Here is an 11,089-nt window from a genome sequence, read left to right as displayed (position 1 = left end):
TTCCCCCCCCCCCCCTCGTTTCCCCCGTGCGGGGGGGGGGGGGGGGGGGGGGGGGGGGGGGGGGGGGGGGGGGGGGGGGGGGCGGGGGGCGCGGGGCGCGGGGCGCGCTACGAAGCGGCCGGGCCGGCTCCGCGAATCGCGAAGCCGGCCCGGCCGGTGCTGAAGCGACAGCTCAGCAGTCGTAGTACATGGCGAACTCGTGCGGGGTCGGGCGCAGGCGCACCGGGTCGACCTCGTTGGCGCGCTTCCAGTCCACCCAGGTGGAGATGAGGTCCGGGGTGAAGACGCCACCGTCGAGCAGGTAGTCGTGGTCGGCCTCGAGCGAGTCGAGCACGGCCGACAGCGAGCCCGGCACCTGCTTGACGTCGCCCCACTCCTCCGGCGGGAGGTCGTAGAGGTCCTTGTCGATCGGCGTCGGTGGCTCGATCTTGCTCTTGATGCCGTCCAGGCCGGCCATCATCATGGCCGAGAAGGCCAGGTAGACGTTGGCCGACGGGTCCGGAACGCGGAACTCGACGCGCTTGGCCTTCGGGTTGCTGCCGGTCACCGGGATGCGGGTACAGGCGGAGCGGTTGCGCTGCGAGTAGACCAGGTTGACCGGCGCCTCGAAGCCCGGCACCAGGCGACGGTACGAGTTGATCGTCGGGTTGGTGAAGGCCAGCAGCGACGGCGCGTGGTGCAGCAGACCGCCGATGTACCAGCGGGCCATGTCGGACAGGCCCGCGTAGCCGGTCTCGTCGTAGAAGAGCGGCTCACCGTTGAGCCAGAGGCTCTGGTGGGTGTGCATGCCGGAACCGTTGTCGCCGAACAGCGGCTTGGGCATGAAGGTCGCGGTCTTGCCGTTGGCCCAGGCCTCGTTCTTCACGATGTACTTGAAGAGCTGGAGCTGGTCACCGGCGTGCAGCAGGGTCGAGAACCGGTAGTTGATCTCGGACTGGCCGGCGGTGCCCACCTCGTGGTGCGAGCGCTCCACGTTGAAGCCGCTGTCGACGAGCCGACGCACGATCGAGTCGCGCAGGTCGGCGTAGTGGTCGACCGGCGGCACCGGGAAGTAGCCGCCCTTGTACGCGGTCTTGTAGCCGCGGTTGCCGCCCGGCTCCTCGCGGCCGGTGTTCCAGGCGCCCTCGATCGAGTCGATGTAGTAGAACGACTGGTGCGCCGAGGTCTCGTGGCGGATCGAGTCGAAGATGTAGAACTCCGCCTCGGCGCCGAAGTAGGCGGTGTCGGCGATGCCGCTCGCCGCCAGGTACGCCTCGGCCTTCTTCGCCACGTTGCGCGGGTCGCGGCTGTAGGCCTCGCGGGTGAACGGGTCGTGGATGAAGAAGTTGAGCGCGAGCGTCTTCTGCGCGCGGAACGGGTCGATGAACGCGGTGGCGACGTCCGGGAGCAGGAGCATGTCCGACTCGTGGATCGCCTGGAAACCGCGGATCGACGAACCGTCGAACGCGAGGCCATCGGTGAAGAGGTCGTCGTTGACGGACTCGACCGGCAGGTTGAAGTGCTGCATCACGCCGGGCAGGTCACAGAAACGTACGTCGACGAACTTCACGTCCTCGTTCTTGAGGTATCGCAGCAGTTCCTCGGGATTGGCGAACACACATCCTCCTGGCACGTCCACGGGGTGGCTAGGCTTCTGGCGACGCTATGGCCAAGCGGTTGCCCGGCCGTGTCTCCGTTGTTTCTGCCGTGTTACGTCCCTCGCGGAGCGTCAGCGACGCTCATGTTCACGCCTCGGCCCGCCGCGAAGGCCGCACCGGCTGTGCCAGTCTATGGCATCTGATGCCTTTGGCCCGATTCGGCACACACTGGTGGCGGCACCCGGCGAGCCCTCATCTCGGCGCGGATACCCTTGACCGCTGTGACCAATCCGCACTCCCCGGCAGCGCCGGCCACCGACCCCACCTTCACCCCGCCGAGCCTCGGTCGGCGGTTCGGGGCGCTGATCATCGACTGGGTGCTCTGCCTGCTGGTGTCCAACTTCTTCGCGGATCCGGTGCGCGACGGCTGGGCGCCGGTGCTGGTGCTGGTGCTGGTGTACGGCATCTTCCTCGGCCTGTTCGCCCAGACTCCGGGCATGTACATCACGAAGGTCCGCTGCGTGAACTGGCACGACGGTGGCCGGATCGGGCTGCTCCGGGGGCTGATCCGGGGCCTGCTGCTGGCCCTCGTCGTCCCCGCGCTGATCATGGACGAGCACCGTCGTGGCCTGCACGACCGGCTCGCCGACTCGGTCATCGTCGACGCACCGCGCGGCTGAACCCGCCACCAACGGAAAGAGCCGGACCCGCACGGGTCCGGCTCTTTCCAGGCGTACGCGAAAAAGGGTCAGCGGCCCCGCGACTGGCGGGAGGCGCCCGGCGGCCGCATGTTCTTCGGAATCGCGCCCTTGGGCATCTGCGGCCGGGCGGTGAGTGCCTTGAGTCGCTTGTCCAGCGAGTTGACGTCCTTGCCGGAGAGCGCGCGGGGCAGACGCAGCAGCGTCGTCCGCAGCTTGCGGATCGGCAGCTCGCCCTCGTCCTGCCCGATCACGTAGTCGTGCAGGGGAGCGGAGCCGATCACCTTGGACAGCCGCCGCTTCTCCTGCCCGAGCAGGCCGCGCACCCGCTGCGGGTTGCCCTCGGCCAGCAGGATCACGCCCGGACGGCCGATCACCAGGTGGACCATGTCCATCTGGGTGGTCGAGCTCACCGCCGGGGTCACCCGCCAGTCGCCGCGCATGTTCTCCATGATCTGCGCCGCCGCGCCGGGCTGCCCCTCGGCGGCGTTCATCATCGCCTTGTTGGACCGCAGGTTGAGCACGATCAACACCGCGAGCAGGATGAACAGGATGCCCAGCGGCAGCCAGATCCAGCCCCAGAAGATGACCGCGACCACGGTGAGGGCGAGCGGGAGCAGCACCGCGGCGGCGACCAGGGGCGCGAACCACCGGTCCTGCTTGGCGGTGAACTGGAACACCATCCCGATCTGCTTCAGCCGCTGGCCGAACGAGACCTTCTCTTGGGGCTTTGCCATGCCGCAGAGTCTAGTGGTCGCCGTCGGCCCCGTTGATCCGCGTCCGGGTCCCGACGCAGCTGAGTACCTTACGTCGCCGTACGGGTCCGGACCGGGCGGGTAAGGAGGGTGGCGCCCGCGAAGATGAGGCGCTGTCCCCATGCCGGGGTGGGGCCTTCGCGCGAAGAGTCGTCAACAGAAGACGACGACGCCACGAAGGAGCCCGACATGTTCGGCAACGACGTAGATTTCCTGCTCTCCCTGCACCGTACGCACACCGCTGAGCTGCGCGCCGAGGCGGCAGCGGAACGGCTCGCCCGGTCGCTGCCGCGTCCCGCCGGCCGCACCTGGTTGGGCCGCCGCCAGCAGGCTCGCCACGCCAGCGACGACCGCCGGTGACCGCGCCGGCCCCGCTCGCCCCGACCGACCAGGTGGAGCCCGTTCCGCCCGCTGGTCGGGGCGGGAGCGGGTCAACCGCCTCGCCGCCGGGTCGGGGCGGGCCCGGGGCAGCCGCCCCACCGTTGGCCCGGCGGCGGATCGGCCTGGCCGCTGGCTCGTCCGCTCATGGCATGCTCGGTCCCGTGACCGTACGTGCCGCCAGTTCCGTCCTCATCGGCCGCCAGCGCGAGATCGCGGGGCTGCGGGACGCCCTGGGCCGGGCTCGCACCGGCGAGCCGGCCACCGTGCTGGTCGGTGGTGAGGCGGGTGTGGGCAAGACCCGGCTGCTGGAGGAGTTCGCCGGCTGGGCCACCGACGGTGGGGCGCGGGTGCTGGTCGGCCAGTGCCTGGAGTTGGGCGAGGCGGGCCTGCCGTTCGCCCCGTTCGCCGCTGCCCTGCGCGCGGTGCTCCGCGCCGACGGCCCCGGGGTCTTCGCCGGCTACGAGGCGGAGTTCGCCCGGCTGCTGCCGGAGCTGGGCCGCGCGTCGGCGACGCTGGCCGCGCCGAGCACCGGCCCACTGAACGACGCCCCCCGCGGATACCTGTTCGACCTGGTCGCCGAACTGTTCCAACGGCTCGCCGACGCCCGACCGCTGGTGCTGGTGATCGAGGACCTGCACTGGGCGGACCGCTCCACCCGGGACCTGATCGGCTTTCTGGTCCGGGCGGCCCGGCCGGGCCGGCTGCTGCTGGTCTGCACCTACCGCACGGACGAGTTGCAGCGCGGCCATCCGCTGCGCCCGTTCCTGGCCGAGCTGGACCGGGCGCGCGCTGTCGAGCGGTTCGAGCTGGGCCGGCTGGACCGCAACGGCACCGGCGCGATCCTCGCCGACCTGCTCGGCGCCGAGCCGGCCCCTCGCGCCGTCGACGACATCCACGACCGCACCCAGGGCAACCCGTTCTTCATCGAGGAGCTGGCCGTCGCCGGCGACCCGCTCGGCTGCGCGGCGCTGCCCGAGACGCTGCGTGACCTGCTGCTGGCCCGGGTGGATCGGCTGCCCGACCCGGCCCAGCGGGTGCTGCGGATGGCCGCGGCCGGCGGCACCCGGTTCGCCCACGACCTGATCGCCGAGGTCGCCGGGCTGCCCGAGGCCGAGTTGGAGGACGCGCTGCGCGCCGCCGTCGCCGCCCAACTGGTGGTGGCCGACCCGGACGGCGACTACGAGTTCCGGCACGCGCTGGTCCGCGAGGCCGTGCACGACGAGCTGCTGCCCGGCGAGCACGCCCGGCTGCACGCCCGCTTCGCCGCCGCGATCGAGGCCCAGCCGCACCTGGTGGCCGCCGGCCGCGCCCCGGCCGAGATCGCCCACCACTGGTACGCCGCGCACGACCACCCGCGCGCCCTGGTCGCCGCGCGAGTCGCGGCCTGCGCCGCCGCCGACCGGTACGCCTACGCCGAGCAGCGTCGGCTGCTGGAACGGGTGCTGGAGCTGTGGGAGCTGGTGCCCGACGCCGCCGACCTGCTCGGCATGGACCACCTGGCGCTGCTGGAACAGACCCTGGGCGCCGCCGTCACGGCCGGCGACTTCAGCCGGGCCATCACGTTGACGCGGGCCGGGCTGGCCGAAGTGGACGCCGACGCCACACCGCTGCGCGCCGCCCGCCTGCTGGACCAGCGGGGCCGGCTGCTGGCGTTGCTCGGCAAGAGCGACGGCAGCCGGGAGCTGGGTGAGGCGTACCGGCTGGCGGCCGGCGGCCCGCCCGGCGTGGAGCGGGTCCGGTTGCTCGCCGACATCGCCGCCCACCTGGTCAAGATCGATCCTGAGCAGGCGGCCCGGGTGGCCGCCGAGGCGAGTGTGGACGCCGAGGCGCTCGGCGAGGAGCTGGTCCTGCTGCCGACCCGGATCGCCCTGCTCTGCCACCACGAGCGGGACCTGGAGCATGGGCTGGCCGAGCTGGGCCGGGCCGAGGCCGTCGCCCGTGCGGCCGGGGACACCCCGGCCCTGGTGCTCGCCAAGGTTTTCCGGTCGGACCTGCTCTGCGAGCTGGGTCGCTACGCCGAGTCCGCCGAGGCCGCCGAGGCCGGGGTGGCCGAGGCGCGGCGGGTGGGAATCAGCCGCTCGACCGGGGCGTACCTGCTGTCCAACCGGGCCGAGGCGCTGATCGCGCTGGGCCGGTGGGATGAGGCCGAGGCGGTGTGCGCGGAGGCCGCCCGGATCGACCTGTCCGGTGTCACCGGGCTGCACTGGCTCCAGTTGGGCGCCGGGCTGCGGCTGGCCCGTGCCCACCCGGGCGCCGACGAGCTGGTCGGCCGGGCGCTGGCCTTCCTTGGCCGGCCCTACCTGTGGCCGAACCACCGGCTGCCCCTGCACGAGCTGGGGATCGAGGCGGCCCTGGCCGCCGACGACAAGGTCGAGGCGGTTCGGGCGGCCCGTGCGGCGGTGGCCGACGAGTGGCTGCCGCAGCTGCCCCGCGAGGGCTGGCCGGTGCTCAGCGCCGTCGCTCGTACCGCCGCCCGGCTGGGTGACCAGGAACTGGCCACGGCCGTCGCCGCGCTCGCCGCCGACCTGCCGGCCCGCCACCCAGCCGCGCGGGCGCACGCCGCCCAGGTCACCGCCCTGCTGGCTGCCGGTGACCAGGTGCTGCCGGCGTGGCGGGCGGCGGTGGACGCGTGGCGCGCCGACGGGCAGCCGTACGCGCTCGGCCGGGCGTTGGTGGCGCTGGCCGAGGCAGCCGCCGCCGCGGGCGAGCGGGACGAGGTGTCGGCTGCCGTCACCGAGGCCGCGGAGATCGCCCGGCGGCTGGGTGCGCCGCCGCTGGCCGAGACGGCCGCAACCCTGGCGCGACGGGTCGGCCTGCGCGCGACGGGCCAGGCCGGGCCCGGTGCCGACCTGCTGACCTCCCGGGAACGGGAGGTGCTGCGGCTGGTCGCCGAGGGGCACAGCAACAGCCGGATCGCCGAGCGGCTGTTCATCTCCCCGAAGACGGCCAGCGTGCACGTCTCCCGGATCATCGCCAAGTTGGCCGTGACCAACCGGATGGAGGCCGCTGCCCTGGCCCACCGCCTGGGCCTGCTCAGCCCCACTGACTGACGAGATCACCCCGGCAGGTAGATCCGCCAGCCGTCGATCGTGACAAGGTCCAGGCTGCCCGGGGCCGCGCGTAGCCGCTCGTCGAGCCGGGCCGCCAGCGGCGACCCGGCCGGCGCGACCCAGGCCGGCGCCGCCGCGCGCTCCACCTCCCGCCGGTACGCGGGGTAGCGGTCGAAGCCGGGGCGGAGCGTGTCGTCGACGACGGCGCAGACCACGTCCTCCGCGCTGGCGAAGGTGAGCCGGTTGCAGGTCCAGTAGTCGGCGCGGACGTGTCGTACGCCGAGCTGGCGCAGCGTACTCGCCAGCTCGGCGTGCTGGGCTTCGGCGGCCCGGGTCGCCGGGGCGGTCTGCGCCGCCTGCCAGGTGGCATGGGCGGCGGTGCCCAGCGTGGCGACGAGAACGACCAGCGCGACCGGCCGGGCCAGCGTGGACCCGACACCGCGCCGGTCGGTCATCGACGGGCGCAGACCGTGCCGGGCCACTGTCCACACCGGCCAGAGCAGCCCCGGCAGCGAGATGAGCAGGCAGGACAGATAGCGGGAACTCTCCACGGGGGTGAGCCCGGCGGCACTGCTCACGGTGTACGCGCCGAGGGTGGCCACCGCCGCCAGCACGAGCGCCAGCCGGATCGCCGCCGCCACCCGGGGCGACAGATCCACCGGGCCGGCGGGGTCGGCTGGAGAGGCGGCGTCGGCTGGAGAGGCGGCGTCGGCTGGGGCGGCGGGCGGCCGGCGTAGCGCCCGCCAGGCCGTGGCGGCGGCGGCGACCAGCAGCACCGGCAGGGCGAGCGCCCACCACAGCTGCCAGGTGGCGCACTGCCCGGGAGCGCAGAAGCCCATGCCCAGCGGCGGGCCGAGCAGCAGGCCGCCGTGCAGCCGATCTGCCCAGCCCGCGGTGGCGTTCGCACCACTGGCGGCGAGCACCGCGTGCAGCGGGTTCCGTCCGTTCACCAGGCTGTGCAACAACAGCGGGGCCGCCCCCAGCACGGCGGCCACCCCGAGCAGCGCCCCGGCTGCCCCCCGCAGCTCCCGGTGGCAGAACCCGACGAGCACCGCCCCGGTCGCCACGACGTACGGCAGCACGAGCGGATCAACCCAGAGCATCAGCCCGGCCAGGAAACCCCAGGCCGCCCAGCGCGCCAGCCGCCACCCCGGCCGCCCGGTGGCCAGATCCACGGCGAGTACGGCCAGTGCCACTCCGGCCGCGTTCATCTCGGGATAGCCGCCGCCGGCGATCAACTGGTTCTTGACCACCCGATCGGAGCCGAGGGCCAGCAGCGCCACCACCAGCAACCCGAACCACCGGTCCCCGGTCAGCCGCAGCGTCAACCGCCAGGCCAGCAGCAGGAACAGCACGTACAGCGCCAGCGTGGGCAGCCGCAGACCGAACAGCGACGGCCCTCCGGCCAGGGCGAACACCGGCGCGGCAAGGTACGCCTCCAGCGTTCCCATGTACTGCTGGCCGTAGAACCAGACCGGGAATCCTTCACCCCGGGCGATGTGCAGCGCGGCCAACCCCATGGTGGCCTCGTCGCTGTTCGTCGGCGGCGCGGCGTGCCCCAGCAGCCAGAGGCGGTAACCCACCCCGGCGAGCATGGCCAACCCGGTGAGCCAGCCAACCAACCCGGGACGCGCGCCGGGCCGCGGGCGCGGGGTGCCCGCGCCGCGCGGCTGCTGGCGTACACCGACGGTCACCACACGATCATGGCATCCGGACGCCGAACGGCCCGTGCGGCGCTGCCGGCGGAGTCAGCCCGCGGTGGCGACCGACGTGGCCGCGCGGGCGTCGAGGGCCTGCTGGTAGAGCCGACCGGCCCGGTACGACGAGCGCACCAGCGGCCCGCTCATCACCCCGGCGAAGCCGATCTCCTCGGCCTCCTCGCGCAGCTCCACGAACTCCTCCGGCTTGACCCAACGGGTGACCGGGTGGTGCCGGGCGGAGGGGCGCAGGTACTGCGTGATGGTGATCAGCTCGCAGCCGGCCTCGTGCAGGTCGCGCAGCGCCTGCGAGACCTCGGCCCGCTCCTCGCCCATGCCCAGGATCAGGTTGCTCTTGGTGACCAGGCCGTCGGCGCGGGCCTGCCGGATCACGTCCAGCGAGCGGTCGTAGCGGAACGCCGGCCGGATGCGCTTGAAGATGCGCGGCACGGTCTCCACGTTGTGGGCCAGCACCTCCGGGCGGGAGCCGAAGACCTCGGCCAACTGCTCGGGAACGGCGTTGAAGTCCGGGATCAGCAGCTCGACGCCGCAGCCGGGCTGCAGGGTGTGGATCTGCCGGACGGTCTCGGCGTACAGCCAGGCGCCGCCGTCGGGCAGGTCGTCACGGGCGACGCCGGTGATGGTGGCGTAGCGCAGCCCCATCGAGACCACCGACTCGGCGACCCGGCGGGGCTCGTCGGCGTCGAACTCGGCCGGCTTGCCGGTGTCGATCTGGCAGAAGTCGCAGCGCCGGGTGCACTGGTCGCCACCGATGAGGAAGGTGGCCTCGCGGTCTTCCCAGCACTCGTAGATGTTGGGGCAGCCGGCCTCCTGGCAGACGGTGTGCAGCCCTTCGCGCGAGACGAGCCCGCGCAGCTGGGTGTACTCCGGCCCCATCTTGGCCTTGACCTTGATCCATGGCGGTTTGCGCTCGATCGGCGTCTCGGCGTTGCGCGCCTCGATCCGCAGCAGGCGACGCCCCTCAGGGGCGGCCGTTGCGGTGCTCGCTGCCTGGCCGGTCATCGGCGCGGAGTGCTCGATCGTCACGAAAACGAGCCTACGCCCGACGGCAGGTGTCTATGTACGCCAGGCGACCGGCGTCACGCCGCAGATGTTGTGACGCCCGACACCGGCCTGCCGAAAATGGGCGTCACACGTGCGGGCGTCGGTGCTACGGTCACCGCCAACAGCGACGACGGAGCCGAGTAGCGCCCCGACCCGCCAGTGCAGAGAGCCGCCGGTGCTGAGAGGCGGTCTGGCGCCGGTGCGCGAAGACCCTCCTGAGCTGCGGGAAGAACGGTTGCGGGTCACCCCCGTGCCCAGTAGAGCCCGCCCGGCTGGCCCCGGTCATCAGGCGACGAACGAGGCTCCCGCTTCGGCGGGAGCGAAGGTGTGGTGGCACCGCGAGGTTCCCGCTCGCCCACACCTCCCTGGGGCTGATGCGACGCTTCGCCACCCCAGGGCGGCGAAGGCGTGGCGATCGACCGAGGAGCAGCCCGCCATGCAACGAACCCTGTCCCACCAACTGCACCTTCATGTCGGCGCGACCGTGCGGATCGCCGGATGGGTGCACCGCCGCCGAATGCTCAAGTCGGTGGCCTTCCTGATCGTGCGGGACGCCGCCGGCCTGACCCAGGTGGTCGTCACCGACCCGGCCGTCCGTGCCGAGCTGGAGAAACTCACCGAGGAGACGGTCGTCGAGGTCACCGCGACGGTCACCGCGAACGGAACTGCGCCCGCCGGGGTCGAGCTGACCGACCCGACGGTACGTCCGCTCGGGCCGCCCGCCGTGCCGCCACCGTTCGACCTGTACCGGCCGGCGCTCACCGCGAGCCTGCCCACCCAGCTCGACAACGCACCCACCGCGCTGCGGCACCCCACCCGGTCGGCCGCGCTGCGGATCTCGGCGGCGGCGGTGGCCGGCTTCCGGGCCGCGCTCGACGCCCACGACTTCGTGGAGATCCACACCCCGAAGGTGGTCAGCTCCTCCACCGAGAGCGGGGCGAACGTGTTCGCGCTGGACTGGTTCGGCGGGCCCGCGTACCTGGCCCAGTCGCCGCAGTTCTACAAGCAGCTGATGGTCGGCGTCTTCGAACGTGTCTACGAGGTGGGGCCGGTCTTCCGCGCCGAGCCGCACGACACCGTCCGGCACCTCGCGCAGTACACGTCGCTCGACGCGGAGCTGGGCTTCGTCGTCGACCACCGCGACGTGATGCGCGTGCTGCGCGACACCCTGGCCGGGATGCTGGGCACCGTCGGCGAGCGCGCTGGCGGTGCCCTGGCGACACTCGGCGTCACGCCGCCGGAGGTCCCGGCGGAAATTCCGACGGTGCACTTCACCGAGGCGCTGACTATCGCCGGCGCGCCCGCCGACGAGCCGGACCTCGCGCCCGCCCACGAACGGGCACTGGGGGAGTGGGCACTGCGCGAACACGGGTCGGACTTCCTCTTCGTCACCGGCTACCCGATGGCGAAGCGGCCGTTCTACACCCACCCGGACCCGGCGCAGCCCGCGTACTCGAACGGTTTTGACCTGCTCTTCCGCGGTCTTGAGCTGGTCACTGGCGGGCAGCGACTGCACCGGCACGCCGACTACCTGGCGGCACTGGCCGCGCGGGGCGAGCCGGTCGAGCCGTACGCCGGGTACCTGGACGCGTTCCGGCACGGCATGCCGCCACACGGAGGCTTCGCCATCGGCCTGGAACGCTTCGTGGCCCGCCTGGTGGGCGCAACCAACATCCGGGAAGTCACCGCCTTCCCCCGAGACCTACACCGCCTAACCCCATAACCCCGCCCCCCGCCTGCCGCCCCCCGCGCCCGCCGCCCCCGCCGCCCCCGCGCCCCGCGCAGCCCTCGCCCCGTCGATCTAGGGCAGATCGTCGTGCTTGGAGATCAACGAGCGACGATAGTCCCTAGATCGACGGGGCGACG

Annotated in this window: 8 protein-coding genes; 4 read left to right on the top strand and 4 right to left on the bottom strand. The window is 72.9% G+C overall.

Annotated elements, in window-relative coordinates; genetic code table 11:
• Nucleotides 1–172: 172 nt before the first annotated feature.
• Nucleotides 173–1,597: a type I glutamate--ammonia ligase gene (gene glnA, locus ABZT18_RS23215; RefSeq protein WP_179780309.1), complete on the bottom strand. Its 1,425-nt coding sequence runs from the start codon at nucleotides 1,595–1,597 to the stop codon at nucleotides 173–175.
• A gap of 261 nt (nucleotides 1,598–1,858) precedes the next feature.
• Here glnA and ABZT18_RS23210 point away from each other — a divergent pair, with 261 nt between their 5' ends.
• Nucleotides 1,859–2,257 (top strand): RDD family protein, encoded by a 399-nt coding sequence (locus ABZT18_RS23210; RefSeq protein ID WP_354994966.1) that lies wholly within the window; start codon nucleotides 1,859–1,861, stop codon nucleotides 2,255–2,257.
• A 68-nt stretch (nucleotides 2,258–2,325) separates the two neighbouring features.
• On the opposite strand, the gene ABZT18_RS23205 is transcribed toward ABZT18_RS23210, so the two are convergent.
• Nucleotides 2,326–3,012, bottom strand: a complete 687-nt coding sequence (locus ABZT18_RS23205; protein ID WP_354994965.1) for a DUF4191 domain-containing protein — start codon at nucleotides 3,010–3,012, stop codon at nucleotides 2,326–2,328.
• A gap of 207 nt (nucleotides 3,013–3,219) precedes the next feature.
• Here ABZT18_RS23205 and ABZT18_RS23200 point away from each other — a divergent pair, with 207 nt between their 5' ends.
• Nucleotides 3,220–3,390, top strand: a complete 171-nt coding sequence (locus tag ABZT18_RS23200; RefSeq protein ID WP_354994964.1) for a hypothetical protein — start codon at nucleotides 3,220–3,222, stop codon at nucleotides 3,388–3,390.
• A 182-nt stretch (nucleotides 3,391–3,572) separates the two neighbouring features.
• On the top strand, nucleotides 3,573–6,461 hold the full coding sequence (locus tag ABZT18_RS23195) for an AAA family ATPase (protein WP_354994963.1): 2,889 nt from the start codon (nucleotides 3,573–3,575) through the stop codon (nucleotides 6,459–6,461).
• A gap of 5 nt (nucleotides 6,462–6,466) precedes the next feature.
• Here ABZT18_RS23195 and ABZT18_RS23190 read toward each other — a convergent pair whose 3' ends face one another.
• Both ABZT18_RS23190 and lipA read right to left on the bottom strand, forming a co-directional pair.
• Nucleotides 6,467–8,083, bottom strand: a complete 1,617-nt coding sequence (locus ABZT18_RS23190; protein ID WP_354994986.1) for a hypothetical protein — start codon at nucleotides 8,081–8,083, stop codon at nucleotides 6,467–6,469.
• A gap of 126 nt (nucleotides 8,084–8,209) precedes the next feature.
• Nucleotides 8,210–9,181, bottom strand: a complete 972-nt coding sequence (gene lipA, locus ABZT18_RS23185) for a lipoyl synthase (RefSeq protein WP_354994985.1) — start codon at nucleotides 9,179–9,181, stop codon at nucleotides 8,210–8,212.
• Nucleotides 9,182–9,659: 478 nt separating this feature from the next.
• Between lipA and aspS the strand changes: the two genes are divergently transcribed.
• Complete coding sequence (gene aspS / locus ABZT18_RS23180) at nucleotides 9,660–10,946, top strand: aspartate--tRNA(Asn) ligase (protein ID WP_354994962.1); 1,287 nt, start codon at nucleotides 9,660–9,662, stop codon at nucleotides 10,944–10,946.
• The last annotated feature ends 143 nt before the right edge of the window (nucleotides 10,947–11,089 follow it).

The sequence above is a fragment of the Micromonospora sp. NPDC005291 genome, from assembly GCF_040607415.1.
In the GTDB taxonomy this organism is placed as follows: Bacteria; Actinomycetota; Actinomycetes; order Mycobacteriales; family Micromonosporaceae; genus Micromonospora.
The sequence above is the reverse complement of the archived record's forward strand: the minus strand, read 5'-3'. Positions and strand labels throughout refer to the sequence as shown.

What these genes read in the sequence shown, in the direction of transcription:
- ABZT18_RS23205 (WP_354994965.1), bottom strand. Translation starts at nt 3,012, where the DNA reads ATGGCAAAGCCCCAAGAGAAGGTCTCGTTCGGCCAGCGGCTGAAGCAG.
- ABZT18_RS23200 (WP_354994964.1), top strand. Translation starts at nt 3,220, where the DNA reads ATGTTCGGCAACGACGTAGATTTCCTGCTCTCCCTGCACCGTACGCAC.
- lipA (WP_354994985.1), bottom strand. Translation starts at nt 9,181, where the DNA reads ATGACCGGCCAGGCAGCGAGCACCGCAACGGCCGCCCCTGAGGGGCGT.
- aspS (WP_354994962.1), top strand. Translation starts at nt 9,660, where the DNA reads ATGCAACGAACCCTGTCCCACCAACTGCACCTTCATGTCGGCGCGACC.